The 19,500-nt window shown below is 50.5% G+C and carries 22 protein-coding genes and 1 tRNA gene; 14 read left to right on the top strand and 9 right to left on the bottom strand.

The genetic code is table 11. The annotated features are described in order from the left end of the window. The first annotated feature begins 45 nt into the window (after nt 1-45). A complete protein-coding gene (gene xseA / locus BOO20_RS00390; protein WP_076789158.1) occupies nt 46-1,251 on the top strand; it encodes an exodeoxyribonuclease VII large subunit in 1,206 nt (401 codons plus the stop codon). 132 nt (nt 1,252-1,383) lie between these two features. Here the strand turns inward: xseA and BOO20_RS00385 are convergent, their stop codons facing one another. The 6 genes from BOO20_RS00385 to BOO20_RS00360 form a co-directional block, all read right to left on the bottom strand. Next, nucleotides 1,384-1,974 carry a DUF1566 domain-containing protein gene (locus BOO20_RS00385; RefSeq protein WP_144277091.1) on the bottom strand — a complete coding sequence of 197 codons (591 nt, stop codon included), beginning with the start codon at nt 1,972-1,974 and terminating at the stop codon, nt 1,384-1,386. A gap of 151 nt (nt 1,975-2,125) precedes the next feature. Further along, a complete protein-coding gene (gene kdsB, locus BOO20_RS00380; RefSeq protein WP_076789153.1) occupies nt 2,126-2,869 on the bottom strand; it encodes a 3-deoxy-manno-octulosonate cytidylyltransferase in 744 nt (247 codons plus the stop codon). After that, nucleotides 2,866-3,318, bottom strand: a complete 453-nt coding sequence (gene dtd, locus BOO20_RS00375; RefSeq protein ID WP_076789150.1) for a D-aminoacyl-tRNA deacylase — start codon at nt 3,316-3,318, stop codon at nt 2,866-2,868. Before dtd ends, kdsB begins: the two co-directional genes overlap by 4 nt. A 180-nt stretch (nt 3,319-3,498) precedes the next feature. After that, nucleotides 3,499-3,792, bottom strand: coding sequence for a DUF167 domain-containing protein (locus tag BOO20_RS00370; protein ID WP_076789144.1), 294 nt, complete (start codon nt 3,790-3,792; stop codon nt 3,499-3,501). 7 nt (nt 3,793-3,799) lie between these two features. Further along, nucleotides 3,800-4,087: an Asp-tRNA(Asn)/Glu-tRNA(Gln) amidotransferase subunit GatC gene (gene gatC, locus BOO20_RS00365; RefSeq protein ID WP_076789141.1), complete on the bottom strand. Its 288-nt coding sequence runs from the start codon at nt 4,085-4,087 to the stop codon at nt 3,800-3,802. A 33-nt stretch (nt 4,088-4,120) separates the two neighbouring features. Continuing rightward, nucleotides 4,121-5,464 (bottom strand): citrate synthase, encoded by a 1,344-nt coding sequence (locus tag BOO20_RS00360; protein WP_076789139.1) that lies wholly within the window; start codon nt 5,462-5,464, stop codon nt 4,121-4,123. Between the two features lie 185 nt (nt 5,465-5,649). On the opposite strand from BOO20_RS00360, the gene BOO20_RS00355 reads away from it, so the two are divergent. Beyond that, nucleotides 5,650-5,724, top strand: a tRNA-Asp gene (locus BOO20_RS00355). Between the two features lie 58 nt (nt 5,725-5,782). On the opposite strand, the gene BOO20_RS00350 is transcribed toward BOO20_RS00355, so the two are convergent. Continuing rightward, nucleotides 5,783-6,526 carry an NYN domain-containing protein gene (locus BOO20_RS00350; protein ID WP_006365368.1) on the bottom strand — a complete coding sequence of 248 codons (744 nt, stop codon included), beginning with the start codon at nt 6,524-6,526 and terminating at the stop codon, nt 5,783-5,785. A 52-nt stretch (nt 6,527-6,578) separates the two neighbouring features. Further along, nucleotides 6,579-6,785, bottom strand: a complete 207-nt coding sequence (locus tag BOO20_RS00345) for a heavy-metal-associated domain-containing protein (RefSeq protein WP_076789137.1) — start codon at nt 6,783-6,785, stop codon at nt 6,579-6,581. Nucleotides 6,786-6,964: 179 nt separating this feature from the next. Between BOO20_RS00345 and BOO20_RS00340 the strand changes: the two genes are divergently transcribed. From BOO20_RS00340 to menD, 3 genes are all read left to right on the top strand, one after another. Then, the gene (locus BOO20_RS00340; protein ID WP_076789134.1) at nt 6,965-7,582 is read left to right on the top strand and encodes a tetratricopeptide repeat protein; all 618 of its coding nucleotides are present in this window, start codon (nt 6,965-6,967) and stop codon (nt 7,580-7,582) included. Nucleotides 7,583-7,721: 139 nt separating this feature from the next. Beyond that, complete coding sequence (locus BOO20_RS00335; protein WP_083694457.1) at nt 7,722-9,146, top strand: isochorismate synthase; 1,425 nt, start codon at nt 7,722-7,724, stop codon at nt 9,144-9,146. Continuing rightward, nucleotides 9,143-10,891: a 2-succinyl-5-enolpyruvyl-6-hydroxy-3-cyclohexene-1-carboxylic-acid synthase gene (menD, locus tag BOO20_RS00330; RefSeq protein WP_076789131.1), complete on the top strand. Its 1,749-nt coding sequence runs from the start codon at nt 9,143-9,145 to the stop codon at nt 10,889-10,891. Before BOO20_RS00335 ends, menD begins: the two co-directional genes overlap by 4 nt. On the opposite strand, the gene BOO20_RS00325 is transcribed toward menD, so the two are convergent. Beyond that, a complete protein-coding gene (locus BOO20_RS00325) occupies nt 10,884-11,600 on the bottom strand; it encodes a UbiA family prenyltransferase (protein ID WP_076789127.1) in 717 nt (238 codons plus the stop codon). The two genes, menD and BOO20_RS00325, sit on opposite strands and share 8 nt — an antisense overlap. 209 nt (nt 11,601-11,809) lie before the next feature. Here BOO20_RS00325 and BOO20_RS00320 point away from each other — a divergent pair, with 209 nt between their 5' ends. The 9 genes from BOO20_RS00320 to menE all read left to right on the top strand — a co-directional run bounded on the left by BOO20_RS00320 (nt 11,810) and on the right by menE (nt 19,474). Next, the gene (locus BOO20_RS00320; RefSeq protein ID WP_076789124.1) at nt 11,810-12,010 is read left to right on the top strand and encodes a hypothetical protein; all 201 of its coding nucleotides are present in this window, start codon (nt 11,810-11,812) and stop codon (nt 12,008-12,010) included. Continuing rightward, complete coding sequence (locus BOO20_RS00315; RefSeq protein ID WP_076789122.1) at nt 11,997-12,269, top strand: type II toxin-antitoxin system RelE/ParE family toxin; 273 nt, start codon at nt 11,997-11,999, stop codon at nt 12,267-12,269. Before BOO20_RS00320 ends, BOO20_RS00315 begins: the two co-directional genes overlap by 14 nt. Nucleotides 12,270-12,313: 44 nt before the next feature. Next, nucleotides 12,314-12,592, top strand: coding sequence for a DUF2442 domain-containing protein (locus BOO20_RS00310; RefSeq protein ID WP_233120837.1), 279 nt, complete (start codon nt 12,314-12,316; stop codon nt 12,590-12,592). Nucleotides 12,593-12,993: 401 nt separating this feature from the next. Continuing rightward, nucleotides 12,994-14,355, top strand: a complete 1,362-nt coding sequence (locus BOO20_RS00305) for an Eco57I restriction-modification methylase domain-containing protein (RefSeq protein WP_198935392.1) — start codon at nt 12,994-12,996, stop codon at nt 14,353-14,355. After that, nucleotides 14,352-15,314, top strand: a complete 963-nt coding sequence (locus BOO20_RS00300) for a BsuBI/PstI family type II restriction endonuclease (RefSeq protein WP_076789113.1) — start codon at nt 14,352-14,354, stop codon at nt 15,312-15,314. Before BOO20_RS00305 ends, BOO20_RS00300 begins: the two co-directional genes overlap by 4 nt. 54 nt (nt 15,315-15,368) lie before the next feature. Next, nucleotides 15,369-16,166 (top strand): 2-succinyl-6-hydroxy-2,4-cyclohexadiene-1-carboxylate synthase, encoded by a 798-nt coding sequence (menH, locus tag BOO20_RS00295; RefSeq protein ID WP_076789111.1) that lies wholly within the window; start codon nt 15,369-15,371, stop codon nt 16,164-16,166. A 1-nt stretch (nt 16,167) separates the two neighbouring features. Further along, nucleotides 16,168-16,989, top strand: a complete 822-nt coding sequence (gene menB / locus BOO20_RS00290) for a 1,4-dihydroxy-2-naphthoyl-CoA synthase (RefSeq protein WP_076789108.1) — start codon at nt 16,168-16,170, stop codon at nt 16,987-16,989. Beyond that, entirely contained in the window at nt 16,986-18,059 is a 1,074-nt protein-coding gene (menC, locus tag BOO20_RS00285) for an o-succinylbenzoate synthase (RefSeq protein ID WP_076789106.1), read from the top strand. The genes menB and menC overlap by 4 nt, the downstream gene beginning before the upstream one ends. Continuing rightward, nucleotides 18,047-19,474, top strand: a complete 1,428-nt coding sequence (gene menE / locus BOO20_RS00280; RefSeq protein ID WP_076789104.1) for an o-succinylbenzoate--CoA ligase — start codon at nt 18,047-18,049, stop codon at nt 19,472-19,474. Before menC ends, menE begins: the two co-directional genes overlap by 13 nt. The last annotated feature ends 26 nt before the right edge of the window (nt 19,475-19,500 follow it).

Genomic DNA, 19,500 nt, shown 5'->3' with positions numbered 1-19,500 from the left:
TTATTACAGCATACATTTTTACGGTCACCTATCCTGTTTGCCGGCATGAGCACAGAGATTCTTTCGGTCAGTGAGCTGACTCAGCAGATAAAGTCAGAACTTGAAATGACTTTTCCTGCTGTCAAGGTCAAGGGTGAAATATCAAACTACAAGCGACACAGTTCGGGTCACAGTTATCTGACACTGAAAGACGACGGAGCCCAGATCCCGACCGTTATCTGGAAAAACACCGGAACCAGGCTTGCCGTTGAACTCAGGGATGGCATCAATGTTGTGGCCGAAGGTCGTCTTGAGGTCTATCCCCCGTCCGGGCGCTATCAGCTCATCTGTACAGCTGTGACTGCGGCCGGAGAGGGGGCTCTACAGCAGGCTTTTGCCGAACTCCTGCAAAAACTCGCCAAAGCCGGCTATTTCGCCGCAGAGCGGAAAAAGCCGATTCCCGCCATACCCGAAACTATCGCGCTCATCACCTCTTCCACCGGAGCAGTCATCGAGGATATGAGCAAGGTGCTTGAACGAAGATTTCCGGCAGCAAGAGTCCTTCTCTATCCGGTCAAGGTTCAGGGAACCGATGCCGCCGAATCAGTAGCCGCAGGTATCGCCTGGTTCAATGAAACAAAAAATCCTGCACACCGACCGGATGTTATCATTATCGCACGGGGAGGCGGTTCACTTGAAGATCTGCAGGCTTTCAACGGAGAGGTTGTGGCCAATGCCCTTTACCACTCATCTATTCCGGTAATCAGTGCCATCGGCCACGAAACCGATCTGACCATTGCTGATATGACCGCAGATCTCAGGGCCGGAACTCCCTCGATTGCCGCAGAACTGGCGGTACCTGATACCGGGGAGCTTCTCCGCCGGATTGAGACTCTGCAGTCAAAACAGGATCGGGCAGTACAGAACAAAGTTGAGGGAGCAGAACGTCAGATCTACTCTATCTGCAGCAGCTATGCCTTCAACCGCCCTCCGCTTCAGATGGAGCAGTTTGAGGAGCGGATCACCACCCTTCTTGACCGAACGACAACAACCATCAGGAACCGGTACAGTGAAAAGGCGGAGCGCTACGCATCCCTGCTTCAGCAGCTTGCACTGCTCGATTACAGAAAAACGCTTCAACGAGGCTATGCGCTTGTCAGAAAAGAGGGGAAATTCATGACCGGTATAGCAGAACTGCACCCTGACGACAGGGTTGATCTGCTCTTTCACGAAGGAACGGTGCCCGCTGTAATAAGCAGTGATCAGCAATGATTCCGGATTTGGGATTCTGAATTACGAATTGGTGTGTAGGGGCGATCCTGCGTGTTCGCCCTCTTGAAAAGGAGGGGAATTTCTCGTCGTCGTTATAGTCGGTGAACGCCTTGTTCTCCTTTTCCTGATAGCCTAAAAAGCACGCACGGCACGCACACGACTGTAGTATGACTTTGTTCCTCCGCCCTGATAACCATCGCTGAAGTACTGGTACCAGGCAGTATCACTGGTCATCTCGGAGGAGCTCCAGTAGTAGTCTCCGGCAAAGGAACCGCATAGCGCTCTGTTGATGTAGAGCTGGTTCAGTTCATCCTTGCTCGGAAGAAACCAGTCACTGAAACCACCACCCCGATATGCCCGTACCATAGCGGCAGCGCTTCTCGGATAGGTTGCTGCAGGATATTTCGCCAGGATCTTTGCGGTATTAGCTCTGCCCTGACCAAGTTCGGGTCTTGTATCAGAGAGTATCTGCATGGCATAATCACTCTTATTCACGGTTTCTTCCTGACCGGTACTCCAGCGATATACCCCCGCCCATGGTGACTTATTCCAGAGATCAGTATATCGGATAACGATGTCTTCAGGAGCAGCAATCAGGCCGTGCTGACCAGTCACATCAAGATAAAAGATGATCCCTCCTCCGTACTTGTCACCAATCCTGTATGAAGCCGCCCGGGATACCTCCGACACCATCACCATACCGAAACAATAAATCAGAAACACGATCCATAATCGTATGAAAAGTGTTTTTGGTGAGATGCTCATGCTGGGTTCATAATGAAGAAGAGGAAAAGACCATATCTGTCCGTTTTTGAAAATAAACAATATCGTTCTATAAAAAAACAGATCGCCTTCTCGATCCGTTCTGCAGCGGTCACCCGGGCAGATACCCCCTGATGATGGCACGAACCTGTTCAAGCTCTTCCGGTGTATTGACGCCGGGGTTATCAACGCTGGTTGTGATGCACCGGATTCGAAAACCGTTCTCCAGCAGCCGGAGCTGCTCAAGCGACTCCTCCTCTTCAAGCATCGATGGCTGAAGTGCCGCAAATTGCTCAAGAACATCCGCACTGAAGGCATAGAGCCCTATATGACGATAAAAGGTTGTCGTCGGCATCTTTGTTCTCGTGTATGGTATCGGACTGCGTGAAAAAAAGAGCGCAAACCCCTTGCGATCCATAACGACCTTCACCACATGAGGGTCCTCAATCTGACGCCGCTCATCGGGCTGCATGGGAAAAACAAGGGTAGAGCAATCCGGGGGGGTTGCAGAAAAAAACGGCTGAAGCGCAAGATCGATATTTTCAGGACTGATAAGCGGTTCATCACCCTGCAGATTGACAAAAACATCTCCTCCGGTCACTCTTGCAGCTTCAGCAATCCGCTCTGTGCCGCAGCGTGCCGAGGGCGAAGTCATAACAACTTCAGCTCCCCGCTCTTCCAGAACAGAAGCGATCTCCAGGCTGTCGGTAGCAACAACAACGCGCGCTGCAAGCCGGGATTTAAGCGCCTGCCGCCAGGTACGGACAATGAGCGGTTCCCCCTCAAGATCGGCAAGCATTTTTTTTTCAAGACGGCTGGAATCAAGCCTGGCAGGAATAAGAATGACAGCTTTCATGTGGAGAGTGGAGTATCAAGAATCAAGGTTACGGGGCCGTCATTGACCAGAGCGACCTGCATATCCGCCCCATACCATCCGCTCCTGACCGGCTTTGCAATCTGCAGGCCAACCATCCGGATAAAACTTTCGTAGAGCGGCTGGGCAATGTCAAATCGGGCTGAGCCTGAAAAACCCGGCCGGTTGCCCCGGCTTGTATCGGCATAGAGGGTAAACTGTGAAACAACCAGAACCTCTCCTTCACTCTCTGTGAGCGAAAGATTCATTTTACCATCACCGTCATTAAAAATCCGCAAACCGGCAATCTTGCGGCTCAGCCATTCGACCTCCGCCATACCGTCACCGGGAGCAATACCAAGCAGAACAAGCATACCCGGACCGATTTCGGAGTATCGAGCGTCACTTGCAGAGACACTTGCGGAAAGCACTCTCTGAACCACAGCTCTCATAGAGCACCTTTTTTAATCTGTTCCGTAGTTCGATGATTACGTGGCCCCGACAGGTAGGGATCAAAATCCTTTCCCGGCCCCGCCAGCATCGGGACTGCGCTACCGATATTTCGCCCCTCCGGGGCTGGAACATCGAATCGCTCACAACAAGTAAAACAGGTGCCAATATTTTTTAAGCTTTTACTCATAAGCGTTGAACACCAAAGCCGCAGCTTCCACTGTGACCCCATCCAGCATCACGGTTTTTGTCCGGGAACTCTTCCCGGCAATAATATGCACCCGGGAGGGGGGAATATGGAAAACTTTTGAAAAAAGGTCACAACACTCCCTGTTGGCGGCATCATCCACAGGAGCAGCTTTAAGACTCACCTTCAATCCTCCGTTATAGAGACCGCATACCCTGCTTTTCGATGACCGGGGCTGTGCCTTGACGACAAAAACCGCACTTCCGTTTTTTTCGCGAAGCTCAACCATTGCAGGGTTACCCGATAACCTTGGGTACTTTGAAAAAACGATCCTGTCTCTGAGGAGCATTCTTCAGTATAGCCTCCGATGAGAGCGGCTGAAGTTCAACATCCTCACGGAGTACGTTTATCTGGTCATGGATGCTGCTGAGCGGCTCAACACCTTCAGTATTAACTTCATTGAGCTTCTCGATATAGTGAAGAATGTTGTTGAGCTCACTGGTCATGACAATCGTCTCCTCATCATTGAATCTCAGGCGTGCCAGATCGGCGATATAGGCAACATCTTTGGACGTAACCGACATAATATATTTGGTCGAAAATGTGATAAAAAACCTTTACAGTCTGCAGATCCCTATTTTCTGCTCATCCAGTCTGTTTTTCGGGCGCATCTCCATCGGCACAAAATCCCGTGCGTCCTCTCCGAGGTAGATCTGACGGGGTCTCGCAATTTTCTGTTCAGGATCCTTAACCTGCTCGATCCACTGTGAAAGCCATCCGGGTATCCTTCCGATAGCAAAGAGAACCGGAAACATATCCATCGGAAATCCCATCGCCTGGTAGATCAGCCCGGAATAAAAATCCACATTCGGATAAAGCTTCCGGTTGATAAAATATTCATCCTCAAGCGCAATTCTCTCCAGCTCAAGAGCAATATCGAGCAGAGGGCTGCGACCGGTCTCTTCAAAAACCTGGAATGCGATATCCTTGATAATTTTTGCCCTTGGATCATAATTTTTATACACCCTGTGGCCAAAGCCCATAAGACGGCCCTCCCCGCTCTTGACCGATGCAATAAAGTCCGGAACCTTGTCAACCGATCCGATTTTCAGCAGCATATGGATTACCGCCTCGTTTGCTCCGCCATGCAATGGCCCGTAAAGTGCCGCGCAACCGGCAGCAATTGCCGTATAGGGATCGACTCCGGAACTGGCTACAGCCCGAACAGCATTGGTGGAACAGTTCTGTTCATGATCAGCATGAAGGATAAAGAGCACATCGAGAGCACGTTCAAGCACCGGATTGGGCTTGTAGTGTATTTCCGTCATCTTGAACATCATGGAGAGAAAATTACCGGTATAGCTCAACTCATTATCAGGCAGAACATAGGGAAACCCGAGACTGTGACGGAAGCTCATTGCCGCCAGCGTGGGTATCTTGCCTATAAGACGCCGCACCTGGAGTTTACGGGACTCTTCATTGCCGATATCCTTCGCATCACGATAAAAAGTAGAGAGCGCGCCGACTGTGCCGACAAGAATCCCCATCGGATGAGCATCGTAGCGGAAACCGTCCATGAACTTGACCAGATTGGCATGGGTCATGGTATGATGGCGGATATTGTAGGTCCATACCGCGAGCCTCTCCTTGTCTGGAAGCTCACCCTTGATAAGAAGGTATGAGGTTTCCAGAAAATGGCTGTGCTCTGCAAGCTGCTCGATTGGATAACCTCGATAACGCAAAATACCTTTATCACCATCAATGTAGGTAATACGGCTTTTGCAGGATGCTGTATTTAAAAAACCGGGGTCATAGCCCAAAAGCCCGAAATCCTCGGCAGCAACCTGTATCTGACGAAGATCCATGGTATTGATGGTACCGTTCTCAACCGGAAGTTCGTAGGTTTTTCCGGTCCTGTTATCAGTAACGGTCAGGGAATTTCTTGGGTCAGTAACGGCCATATTGATACCAATCTTGTTGATTTAAGATTACACGTAACAAAAATCAGAAACCATGCTGAAAGTGTTAAAAAACAAAGAAGTGCAGAAACATTTCTGCTTTTTCCGAACTCAATATAAACAGAAAAAAAACGAAAATACTTTTTGGATTTTAGGGGCGTGCTCTATACATTTACAACTCTTTGAATGGAGCTGTAGCTCAGTTTGGTTAGAGCGCCTGCCTGTCACGCAGGAGGTCGCGGGTTCGAGCCCCGTCAGCTCCGCAGATACACACAAAAAAAGGCTTCACTCCGGTGAGGCCTTTTTTTGTGCTCGATATACTCATCCTTTTTTGCGCTTGTCACGCACATAGATAGCCCTCGACTGTCCGTTTCCGAGAACCCTCTCATCAAAATCAAACAGCTTTGTTGCTTCCAGCAACTCTCCAAGCCTGATATAGCCGTAGTTTCGAGGATCAAACTCCGGAGACTGCTTTGCGATGTTACCGCCTGTCGTTGCAAGATGCGCCCAGCCGCTCTCATCAGAGGAGGCTTCAACCGCATTTCTCAGTAACCGGACCAGACGGGTATCCTGTTTAAGCTCAGCCATCGACTTGCGTGCAATCGGTTCGTTTTCATTGAGTTTCAGGCGAAGAACCTCCGTATAGATGAACTTGTCACAAGCGGAAACAAAAGGGCCCGGAGTTTTTTTCTCTCCGAATCCGTAGACCGTCAGTCCGGACTCCCTGATCCGCGAGGCCAGTTTGGTAAAATCACTGTCACTTGACACAATGCAAAACCCCTGAAATTTGCCGGTATACAAAAGATCCATGGCATCAATAATCATGGCACTGTCTGTGGCATTTTTCCCTTTGGTATAGCCGAACTGCTGAATCGGCTGGATGGAAAACTCAAGAAGTACCTCCTTCCATCCCCGCAGTGCTGTAGTCGTCCAGTCGCCATATATTCTTTTGACATTTGCCGTTCCGTACTTGGCAACCTCAGCAAGCAAACCTTCAATAATTGCCGGCTGGGTATTATCCGCATCAATTAGAACCGCAAGTCGTTCCGTTTTTTCGACTGCCATCTCACACTCCTTTCTTTTTTTCCGATAGATGCACAATGTTTCCGACAGCTCGTTACGCCTTAACCGTAAAGCCCTCTGCCCGGATAGTTTCCGTTATGGTCGCAAGAGTGATCTTTGACGGATTGAACTCTACCATGACAACTCCGTTGTGATAAGAAGCCTCAGCGTCCTGAACTCCGTCAAGCTCTTCAAGAGCCTCCTTCAGCAGCATCTCACAACCGCTGCAACTCATGCCGGTTACTACTAATTCCTGTTTCATTGGTCTGTTATTTCACTAATTGACAAAAGTGTTTGATTTCCCAGCCCTGCTGCAGCCGGAAATTATCAACCCTTAAAGTTACAGACACTGTATGCAATTCTGAAATATTTCAGCCAAATCAGAAACGCATCCAAATCATGATTGGCAGATCATTCATCAAGTGATTATATTGAATTACTATGACTCCTTCACTACCCTATTCAAGGTACGGATTGTCTCGCTTCATAGCTTGCGCTCTGCTGGCCAGCCTTACCATTTTGACATCCTGCAACCGTAAATCGGATGAAATTGCAAATCTGCAGCAGCAGGTATGGAAAAATCCTCAGGATACCGGCTCGTTTATGCAACTTGGCAACGCTCTTGCGCGTAAACACCGTTATAATGAGGCATCTGAAGCATTCAAAAATGCTCTGGCCATAAACCCAGGACTTGATCATGCAGAACAGGCTCTGGGAACGATCGCTTTCAATCAGAAAAACTATGCCGGAGCGCTGGGATATTTTCAGAAACACCTTGAACGCGCGCCAAAAGACTCGATGCGTCTTTATGATGTCGGCAATGTCTATATGCAGATGCAGCAGTATGATAAAGCTTCCTCGGCATACAGTGACGCCATAGATAACAGCGAAGCATTTGCAGAGGCCCACTACAATCTTGCAATCTGCTATATTCATACCGGCAGAAGGGCTGAAGCCGAGGCGATTTATGAATGGCTTCTTGTGAAAAACAATTATCTTGCCGTCTCGCTGCAACGCCATTTCAATAAGGAAAAATCGGGTAGTAGTGAAAAACGGTAACCGGATTTATTTTCAAACTGGCACCGATTTTCCTTCGTTTTTTTTATTTCAGGAAACTGATATTGATAACTTGTTGTACTGTTTGCTTCTGGAATCATGAAACAAACATATTAGAGCGTTATAATGCCGACAAACGCATATGATGAGTGAGCATTACCATACCATTACACCTTCAGCGGAACTCCTGTCTATCGAAAAGGCTGTTGCAAGCCTGAAAACTGCTTTAAGCCTTTACGATGACAAGCTTGATGCTGGCAAAGATCACAAGAACCATCTTGTAACCTTCTCGCAGCCAGTTCTTCCTGCAGATCTGCCCGTATGGCTCTCTGTGCAGACGATATATCCCAGAGTGTTCTGGATGAACCGTGAAAAGGATTATGCTGTTGCCGGAATCGGCATTGCTGACACCATTACGTATGACGGAGAAGGCAATAACGACGAGATGTTCAGGCAGTTTGAACGCTCCATAGCCCGCAAAACTCCCCAAGCACGCTATTTCGGAGGGTTCCACTTCAACAACAGCGAGAGACAGGATCCGATCTGGAAGGAGTTTTCCACCTTCTCTTTTGTACTGCCACTTGTCCAGCTGACATTCGAGAACGAACACTACTCCCTTTCATGCCATCTCTGGCTTGAGCAGGGTGATAATATCATAACCAAAATCCGTGAGCTGACCGAGCTGCTTGACCGGGTAGTAACCAGCACCGACTGCTCTGCCTCAAAACTCCCGGAACTGCTCAACATCTCCTATAATCCGGATGAAACCCGATGGATTGAGCTTTGCAGAAAAGCGCTCCGGACGTTTACCAGCGGAGAGATGGAGAAGATAATGCTTGCACGGCAGACCATACTTGAGTTCAGTACGACACTCTCTCCGCTCCTCTTCCTGCTTCGCTATCCCTATCCGGAAAATGCGATCTACAGGTTCTACTTTGAGCCGGCTGAAAACCGGGCATTTTTCAGCTTTTCACCCGAACGGCTCTACCGCAGAAACGGCAACAAGCTCCTGACTGAAGCGCTTGCCGGAACCTGTTCTAAAGAGATGATCAAAGGCGGTGACCATCACGCTTCGGAGGCACTCCTGAATTCAGAAAAAGATATCCGCGAGCATAACTTTGTCAGGGCGATGATCTATGAAGATCTCTTCCCGATATGCAGCGAAATTGACATGGAAGAGGAGGTCTGTGTCATGCAGTTGAACCGTCTTGCGCACCTCTATACCCGCTGCTCGGCAACACTCAAGCCTGAATTCAAAAATGACAGCGATGTACTGAAACGCCTCCATCCAACTCCTGCTGTCGGTGGCGTCCCGAAGAAGCCCGCACTTCAGCATATCATGGAACTCGAACCCTTCAGCCGGGGCTGGTATGCCGCACCTGTCGGCTGGATCAGCCGTGATGCCGCTGAATTTTCCGTAGCCATCCGCTCGGCGCTTGTCAACGGACGCTTCACCTGGCTCTACTCCGGTGCCGGACTGGTAACCGGATCGGATCCCCTCTCTGAATGGAACGAGGTTGATCAGAAAATCGGCGACATCCTGACTATAACCCGTCAGGAAGCATGAACAACCGCCAGATCACCACACTGTGGAGCAGCATCATCATTGAAGAGCTGATCCGGCAGGGTGCTGATTTTTTCTGCATCTCTCCAGGCTCACGCTCAACGCCGCTCACGGCTGCCGTTGCCGGAAACCTGAAAGCCCGGAGGAAAATCTTTCCGGATGAACGCTCTGCCGCATTCTTTGCACTCGGCCATGCCAGAGCTACCGGAAAACCGGCGATTCTGATCTGCACATCAGGCACCGCCGTAGCCAACTATTTCCCTGCCGTTGTTGAGGCATCCATGGACTCTCAGCCGATGATAGTGCTCTCTGCTGACCGCCCCTTCGAGCTGCTTGAATGCGGAGCAAACCAGACCATCCGCCAGGAGAACATTTTCGGCAGTTATACCCGGTGGCACATGCAGCTCCCGATTCCGTCAACGGAGCTGCCACCGAAAGCCCTGCTCTCCACAGTTGCCTATGCGATTGCAAAAGCTGTCGGTTCACCTCCGGGGCCGGTTCACCTGAACCAGCCGTTCCGGGAGCCGCTGGAACCGGAAGCTCCCGATCCTGAAGATCCCTGGCTCAACCCTCTGCATGAGTGGCTGGATAGCACAGAACCGTCAAGCCGCTCACTCTTTGCGGAAAAGCGACCGGATATTGAAGCACTCTCGATACTGCGTGGATTGCTTGCAAAAGCTGACCGACCCCTCATCATTGCGGGAAGCATGCAGCGCGCCGAAGAGTCGGAAGCGGTTGCCGAACTTGCCCTTGATCTTCAGATACCGCTCTACGGCGATCTCTCCTCAGGAGTTCGCCTGATGAACACAACACTTCCCTGGCAGCAGGCCTTTGCAACTCCGGAATTCACCGAGCAATTCAAACCCGATCTGGTTCTCCATTTCGGCGGTCGCCTGATCGCAAAGCACCCGGCAGCCGCAATCCGGAAGTGGAACCCGAAAGAGTATATCGTCATAAGACCCGATGCCGAGCGCTACTCCCCCGACCACAACGTAACTCTGAGCATTGAGCGTTCGATTCTCCTGACTGCCAAGGCTCTCAAGGGGTGCCGCTCTGCCGCTTCCGGAATCAATATGGGGCAGGCCAAAACATTCTTCCGCCACGCAGGAGAAGCCATTGATGGTGAAACCACCGGCACCCTTCCGGTAACAGAAATTTCCGCTGCAAGACTGGTTTCAACGCTGATAAGCAGCAGTCAGCGACTCTTCCTCTCCAACAGCATGCCGGTCCGCGATATGGACAGCTTCGCATGCAACCTTCAGACCGAATGCTTCATAACCGGCATCAACCGCGGAGCAAGCGGGATTGACGGTATTATCTCAACCGCAGCAGGCTTTGCCTCAGGCGGACAAAAGCCGGTTACGCTCCTCATCGGCGATATCGCCTTTCTGCATGACCTGAATGCACTTGCACTGCTCGGTTCCATGGACGTTCCCCTGCAGATCATTGTACTGAACAACAACGGCGGCGGCATCTTCTCGTTCCTGCCGGTATCAGCGTGCAAGGAGATCTTTGAAACCCACTTCGCCGCCCCGCAGAATTACAGCATCAAATCCGCCGCCGAAACCTTCGGTGTGGAGTATTCGAACCCTCACACCAACGACGAATTCATCGCCACCTACAAAAAAGCTTCCACCAGCACCCGGAGCACCGTGATAGAGGTTAACGGCACAAGAGAGGATAATCTGCTCCGCCACCGCTCACTCCAGGCAAAAATCAACACCCTCGCCGCCGAGTATCTTACCTGACTGTGATCGCAAGCCGGATAATGATAAAGGCCACTATTATTGCCGAACCTGTGAGATAAATACGGCGGATATCGTTGATCCGGTCAGGTATCCGGGGATTCAGAAGACGTCTTGCTGAATAGATAATGACCGCGTCAAAGATCACAATTGGTGGCAGATAAAGCCATTCAAGCCAGCAGAAAAGAAAAGGGATTGCGCTTCCGGCGATAACCATACCAAAAATGACCGATGCAATCTTCATTGCGCTCTCCGGGCCGAAACGAACAGCCAGTGAACGCGATCCGGTTTTACGGTCACCCTCAACATCCAGAGCATCCGCGGCGATCTCTTCTCCAGGGTCTACGAACATGGTAGTGAGAGCAAGAAACCAGACCACCGCAAATGCCTCCACACCAATCATCAAGCCGGAAAGAAAACCGAGAAGTGCAACGACAGTGGCAAGAAGAATCGCTTCAGTATTTGTAACAACACCGGAAGGGAGTGGACGGGAGGGCGCATTGATTCGATCAGTCTCGATATCAAAACAGTCGTTAAGAATGAGGGCTGTCGCCGAAACACGGAAAATCGTCAGAAAACCGAATGCCGCCTGACGAAGAGAAGGTATTGATCCAAGCGCAAGCAGTTCGGCAAGAAGTGCACAGGCACCTGCGGAGCAGGAGAGTTCAAAACGAAAAAGCCGAAACAGCCCGATTAGTTTTGACTTGGTCATTGCATGGAAGCATAAATGACAAATCACCCGGTAAAACCCTATTCACAATACCTTCAGCGTACGACGGATACGTGAAACTACCAAACAACCTTTCTGCTACGCTCTTTAGTAACAAACTAAATCTGAACCGATATTGTTATATTACGGCAATAAACAGAGTCAATGCAAAGGGTGAATCCCCCTGTTTTCAACATTTCAAACCATTATCAATGCCAAAGATTGAGAACATTGACGCGGAATACGTAACCGATAAAAACGGGGTCAAAAAATCGGTTATTCTACCCCTGGACGATTTTTATGAGTTACTTGAAGAGCTTGAAGACATGGCCGCTGTTGCTGAACGCAAAGATGAACCAACAATCTCTCATGAGCAACTTGTTGAAGATCTGAAGAAAAATGGGTTGCTATAGCATTCATTGGAAAAAATCTGCTGTTAAAGAGCTGAAAAAGCTTGACAAAGGGATTATTCCTGAAATTGTGAACTCCGTAAATGATCTTGCAGTGGACCCATTACCTCCTGGTTGTAAAAAGATGCGAGGGTCATTGCAAACCTACAGAATTCGTAAAGGCGAGTACAGGATTATCTATTCAATCGAGCATGAACAACTCATTATTCATGTCATAAGGATTGGACATCGCAAAGACATTTATGAAAAGTTCAATCCTTGAGAGAAAACAGAACATATAGTTTATCCCCTTTCTCCATGTGGAACATGAACGACATCATACAGATCACCTGCAAGGATGGGTACACTTACCTTATCATCTTTGATAACAGCGTATGTGGCGATGTTGATTTTTCCGAATATCTCTCGAAAGGCCCGGTATTTGAGCCGTTTAAGGAGATGACCTTTTTCAGACAGGCATCAATTGAAGGAGGAACAATCTCCTGGCCGAATGGCGCAGACATAGCCCCTGAAACGCTCTACGACAAAATCCTGCGCACACAAAACGATATCAATCCTCAGCACCTGCTTTCTCACTCTGCGTAACTCTTCTTGCCGAAAAAAGAATCAACACCCTCTCCGCCGAATATCTTGCCGACCTCTGATTGCAAGCCGGATAATGATAAACAGCACGATCATCACTGAACCGCTGAGATCAACACAGCTGATATCGTTGATCCGGTCCGGTATACGGGGATTCAACAGACTCCTTTCAGAGTAGTTGATGATTGGCGACAAATGCACTTGTTCAGCAGATTCTGCGGAGCTTTGTTATATTTGTTTTCACCATGTAGTATCAGATTCCGAGAAATAAGCATTGGCCAGGAGGCTTGCGCGTGTTAACAACAGTTGCAGAAAAAAACCGGTTGAAGGTATCTAAGCGAACCGATGCAAAGAAAAAATCGCGCCTGGGGCAATACCTTACTCCTGCAACGACGGCATCGTTCATGGCTGGGCTTTTTCCTGATGCAAGTGGTGAATGTCGGCTTCTTGATGCCGGTGCGGGAATAGGTTCACTCTCGAGCGCTTTTCTTGAACGATGCTTAAAGGGAAATCTTACCTTCGCGTCAATCCGGTTAAAATCTTTTGAAATTGACAGCGTCATTCATGAGGAACTTCGCCATGCTCTTTCACAATACAACGATTTACCTCGATTCTCGTTCGAGATAATCGAATCTGATTTTATTGAATCCGCAGTAAACGCAATTCAATTCAGAGAGTACGACTTTACGCATGCCATTTTAAATCCACCCTACAAGAAAATCGGCAGCCACTCAAGAGAACGTTTGCTTCTTCGGGAAGTTACTATTGAAACGGTCAATCTCTATTCAGCTTTTGTTGCGTTGGCTCTCGCTCTAACTGCACCTGGCGGTCAAATTGTTGCAATTATTCCACGAAGTTTCTGCAATGGACCCTACTATCGTCCGTTTCGTGAGTTTATGCTCGAGAATGCCGCCATTCGCCACATTCACCTCTTTGACTCACGCAACAAGGCGTTCAGGGATGATGCCGTATTACAGGAGAACATCATCATTCGGCTTGAACGAGATGGTATTACTGGACCGGTGACGGTTTCCACCTCTACTGACGACACCTTCAGTGATCTTGCAACCAACGAATATCCGTTTGAGAGAATTGTTTTTCCTGATGACCGGGAGCAATTTATCCATGTGCCAACATCACGGGAGAAAGATTCTGTCAGGCTCTCTCCCTCAATATGCCACAATCTGAACGATCTTGGCATACAGGTATCGACAGGGCCGGTTGTCGATTTCCGCATGAAAGCGCATCTGCGTACCATGCCTGAACCCGGTACCGTTCCACTTCTTTACCCAGGCCATTTCAGTGGGATCAAAAGTACATGGCCGATTGAAGGGATGAAAAAACCAAACGCTATTCTGAGAAACTACGATACTGAAAAGTGGCTTTACCAGAATTCCTTTTACTGTGTGGTTCGACGCTTTTCATCCAAGGAAGAAAAACGTCGCATAGTGGCAAGTGTGGTTGAGCCGGATGCATTCGGAGATGCCTCCATGCTTGGATTTGAGAATCACCTGAACATCTTTCATGAGAATAAGAACGGATTGCCGGAAGCATTGGCTCTCGGTCTTGCGATCTATCTGAACACAAGTGCTGTTGATGAACATTTCCGGCGCTTCAATGGTCACACCCAGGTCAATGCTACCGACCTCCGGCAACTCCGGTATCCAAGCCGTGATATCCTCACCGCTCTCGGCAACTGGGCCTTGCAGCAAGTGGAACTTACAGAATCCGCAATTGAAGCCATGCTTAAAACCATGACGGAATGAAACGTAAAAAACAGTACATCAAGGAAGCACTTCAAATCATTGCATCACTTGGCCTGACACGAGAGCAGCAGAATGAACGCTCTGCACTTTGCCTTCTGGCCATTCTGGAAATGGCTCCAGGAAAGCAATGGAGTGAGGTTAAAAACCCGCTTATGGGAATTACACCAGTCATGGAATGGGTGCGGGAACATTATCATAAAGATTACGCACCTAACACACGTGAAACATTCCGGCGCCAGACAATGCATCAATTCTGCGATGCAGGTATCGCGCTTTACAACCCTGACAAACCTGATCGCGCAGTAAACAGTCCAAAAGCGGTCTATCAAATTGAGCCATCCACTCTGGAACTGCTCCGTACCTTCGGCACGGAGGCTTGGCATGAATCACTGACTTCATACCTTTCAAAACGTGAAACACTTGTCGCCCGCTATGCAAATGTGCGAGAGCAAAACCGGATTCCAGTCGAGATTGCTCCGGGCAAAAAGATAACCCTGAGCCCCGGTGAGCACAGCCAACTGATCAAGAGTGTTATCAAAGATTTCGCCTCCCGATTTGCTCCGGGAAGCATTCTTGTCTATGCTGGAGATACCGGTGAGAAATGGGGTTATTTTGATGCACCCCTGCTTTCAAAACTTGGAGTAGATGTTGACAGTCATGGGAAAATGCCTGATGTCGTTTTACACTACACCGAAAAAAACTGGATGCTGCTTGTTGAAGCTGTAACCAGTCATGGGCCGGTCAACGGAAAGCGGCACGAGGAGCTTGCAAAACTCTTCAGGAAATCAAGCGCAGGACTGGTTTATGTGACAGCTTTTCCTGACCGTGCTCTGATGAGCCGATATCTTGGCGAGATCGCATGGGAAACCGAGGTCTGGGTTGCTGACTCACCCTCCCATCTGATCCACTTTAATGGAAGCCGCTTCCTTGGGCCGTACATGGAACACAGTGATCAATAATAGTCATCCTCCCGCTGGTGACGCAGGGCAAGGAAATCTAAAGTACAGTTTGTTATGAACGTCCCCTCATTGGTTATTGGAGACCCGGGTTTGCCGAGGATTGTGTTTTTGCACGGGTTTCTCGGGTCTGGGAGCGACTGGCTGGCTGTTGCCCGGAAGCTTGAAGGGGAGTACTGCCCTGTGCTGGTGGACCTTCCGGGTCATGGAGAAACGCCTATACCCAAAGAGGGCAACCCTGCGCGGTTTTTTATGGGGACCGTCGATGCCCTGGCGGCGGAGCTGAGGCGTTCGGCGGCAGCGCCCTTTTTTCTCGTGGGTTACTCCATGGGGGGGCGTGTGGCGCTTGCCCTCATGCTCCACCACCCTGATCTTTTTGGAAAAGCGGTTATTGTTTCAGCCTCCCCCGGCCTCAGAACCGAAGAGGAGCGGGCTGCCCGCCGCAAAAGCGATGAAGGGGTTGCCCGGAAAATCGAGAAGAATTTTGAGGGATTCATTCAGGCCTGGTATGAGCAGCCACTCTTTGCAACCCTGAAAAATCATCCGCTCTTTCACGAGATTGAGCGCGAACGGAAAATCAACAATCCCGGAAACCTCGCCATGGCACTCCGACTGCTCGGAACCGGAGTGCAGCCCTCACTCTGGGATGCACTGACGCAAAACAGGGTGCCGACACAATTTTTTGCCGGTGAAAAAGACCTTAAATTCGTTGAGATTGGGCGCCAAATGGTTAATTTATGCCCTGACTCCACGCTTGAGATCTTTTCCGGCTGCGGCCATACGCTGCACATTGAAAACCGGGAGCTGTTTCTCGACCGCCTGAAAACATTTTTCAACAAGCAACAACCATCCTGATATGAGCGCTGTAAACTGGATACCGGCCGGTGAATTTACCGACATTCTCTACCATAAAGCCGAAGGGATCGCCAAAATCACCATCAACCGCCCTGAAAGACGCAATGCATTCCGCCCGCAGACGGTTGACGAGATGATCGAGGCCCTTCAGAACGCCCGCAATGATCAGGAGATCGGCGTCATCATCCTTACCGGTCAGGGCGACCTGGCCTTCTGCTCGGGAGGCGACCAGAAAATAAGGGGAAACGCCGGTTATGATGACGGCAAAGGGGTGAACAAGCTCAACGTGCTCGACTTCCAGCGTGACATCCGCACCTGCCCGAAACCGGTCGTCGCCATGGTTGCAGGCTACTCAATCGGTGGCGGTCATGTGCTGCACATGCTCTGCGACCTTACCATTGCCGCTGAAAATGCCATCTTCGGCCAGACCGGCCCTAAAGTCGGCTCTTTTGACGGCGGATGGGGTGCAAGCTACATGGCCCGACTTGTAGGCCAGAAAAAAGCCCGTGAGATCTGGTATCTCTGCCGCCAGTACAATGCTGCAGAAGCCCTTGCCATGGGCCTCGTCAACACCGTTGTACCGCTCGATCAACTTGAAGAGGAGACGGTTAAATGGTGCCGTGAAATCCTTGCCAACTCACCGATGGCCATCCGCTGCCTGAAGGCTGCGCTGAATGCCGACTGTGATGGCCAGGCAGGCTTGCAGGAGCTGGCCGGAAATGCCACTATGCTCTACTATATGAGTGAAGAGGGACAGGAGGGCAGAAACGCGTTTGTTGAAAAACGCAAACCTGACTTCAGCAAATTCCCCAAAAGACCATGAAAGCCTCCCATGTAACCCTCTACCGGTATAGCATACCCTTTACGGAACCGGTAACCGTCAAAGGAGCCCGGCTTTTGCAGCGGGAAGGTATTATCCTTGCCCTTACGAGCCGGGAAAGCGGCAAGATCGCCTGCGGAGAAATAGCTCCGCTTCCCGGACTGCACAAGGAGCTGTTTCAGTCCGCAGAAGCCCAGCTGGTTGAAGTGCTTGCCAAACATAACTTTGCCGCCTCCCCGATAATGCAGGAGCAGCTCTACCCTTCAGTGCGAACCGGTCTGGAGATGGCGATGATCAACCTCGAAACCGCCAACAGGGGGGGCCGTTCCGCCTTTTCGCCGTTGGAAGAGAGCGCCAAACAGGTTCCACTCAACGCCCTGCTCTTCGGTGATACAGCAAAGATCATTGAGCGAGCAGAGTGCTTGTTCAATGTTGGATACCGGACCTTCAAACTCAAGATCAAAGCCGGAAAAACCGACAAAGCCCTGCGGAGCCTTGAAGCGCTGCACCGTACTTTCGGCCAGCAGATCGAACTGCGTCTTGATGCCAATCAGTCGCTTTTGATGGATGAAGCGCTCGATTTTGCCCGAAGCGCTCCTGCCGGCAGCATTGACTATATCGAGGAGCCGCTGCAGGATGCTGAACTGATCGGGGAGTTTCACGCAAAAACAGGACTCTACTCCGCCCTTGATGAAACGCTCTGGCAGAGACCCGAGATGCTCAGCCATATTCCGGTGGCCGCTCTCAAAGCGCTCATTCTCAAGCCGAACCGCCTGGGAGGTATCTCGGTGGCCCTCCATTTTGCCCGGTATGCCCAGGAAAACAGGCTGAAAGCGGTATTCAGCTCGGCTTTTGAGAGCGGAATCAGCCTGAGCTTCTATACCATGCTCGCCGCCTCGCTCTCTTCTCTGCCTGCAGCATGCGGTCTTGACACCTACCGCTACCTGGAGTACGATCTGCTTGAAACCCCGTTCGGGAGTGAGAACGGTCTGCTCGATGCAGAAACCATCTATCTGAACGCCCAGAAGGTTAACCTGCGAATGTTAAAGCGCACCTCGCTATGGACCTTGTAGGCAGAGCTGCAAAACGTTTCGGCAGCGCTCCTGCAATCATGATGAAGGGAAAAAGCCTCTCATTCCTGGAGTGTGATGAGAGGGCCCGCCATATTGCCGGGCTGCTCTGCAAGGATGGATTTCGGGCAGGCGATATAGTCGCACTGCTCTCGGTAAATACCCCCGAACTGGTCATCACCCTGCTTGGTCTGCTGAAAGCCGGAATGATTGCCGCTCCGATCAACTGCCGGTTTCCAGAAAAGCTGATTCAAAGCACACTGGAGAATCTGAACCCGAAACTGCTGCTGACCGGCAGCTCTGCTCAACTCCTTTACTCCGGATGCAGAACATCGCCGCTCACCTCACTGCTTGAAGATGCCTCGCCCCTGACCGCTGCGGAGAGCATGGTGCCACCCGAAGAGATGTCGCGCCCGGTTACCATTATTCATACCTCGGCCAGCTCGGGAAAAGCAAAAGCCGCCCTGCACACCTTTGCCAATCACTGGTACAGTGCTCTCGGCTCCGAAGAGAACCTCCCTTTCGGACCCGGAGATTGCTGGCTGCTCTCACTCCCGCTCTATCACATCGGGGGTTACGCCCTGCTTTTCAGAGCATTTGTTTCAGGTGGATGCCTTGCGATTGCAGAACCCTATGAGCCGCTTGCAAGCTCACTCGGGAACTTCCCGCTTACCCATATCTCGCTGGTGCCGACTCAACTCTACCGCCTGCTGGCCCAAAGCGAAAGCGCCCTGCGCCTGAGCCGACTGAAAGCTGTGCTGCTTGGCGGCAGCTCTGCTCCGAAGTCACTGCTTGAGGAGAGTCTACGGCAGCATATCCCCCTCTATCTGAGCTACGGCTCAACCGAGATGAGCTCACAGATTGCCACTACTCCAGGACCGATACATAGCCCGGAACAGAACAGCGGAATGGTTCTGCCCTGGAGAGAGATGCGCAAAGCGGAAGATGGGGAGCTGCTGGTCAGGGGGGCAACCCTTTTTTCAGGATACCTCACCAACCGGGGTATTCAGCCGCAAACCGACAGGGAGGGATGGTTTCACACCAGCGATATTGGCACGCTCTCTGAAGAGGGAGTGGTGACGGTAATCGGACGCAAGGATAATATGTTTATTTCGGCAGGAGAGAACATTCACCCCGAAGAGATCGAGAAAGCGCTGATGATGATCGAGGGAGTCCGCGAAGCGGTTGTCGTGCCGATTCCTGATCGTGAATATGGCGAGCGGCCGGTTGCATTCATTGAGAGTGAAGGGGAAAACGCTCCCGATGATGGAGCTATCAGCCTTGCGATAAACTCGGCCGTCGGTAAACTTAAAAGCCCTGTACGGTACTTTCGGGTAGAAGCGTGGAGAACCCTCCCGGGTTCACAGAAGATAGACAGGGGGTGGTACAAAAAGCAAGCTGAAGGGCTTCTCTCTTAATTTATGACGCAATTCGAAGGCTTCGT

The organism is Chlorobium sp. KB01 (assembly GCF_001975465.1).
GTDB lineage: Bacteria > Bacteroidota > Chlorobiia > Chlorobiales > Chlorobiaceae > Chlorobium.
The sequence above is the reverse complement of the archived record's forward strand: the minus strand, read 5'-3'. Positions and strand labels throughout refer to the sequence as shown.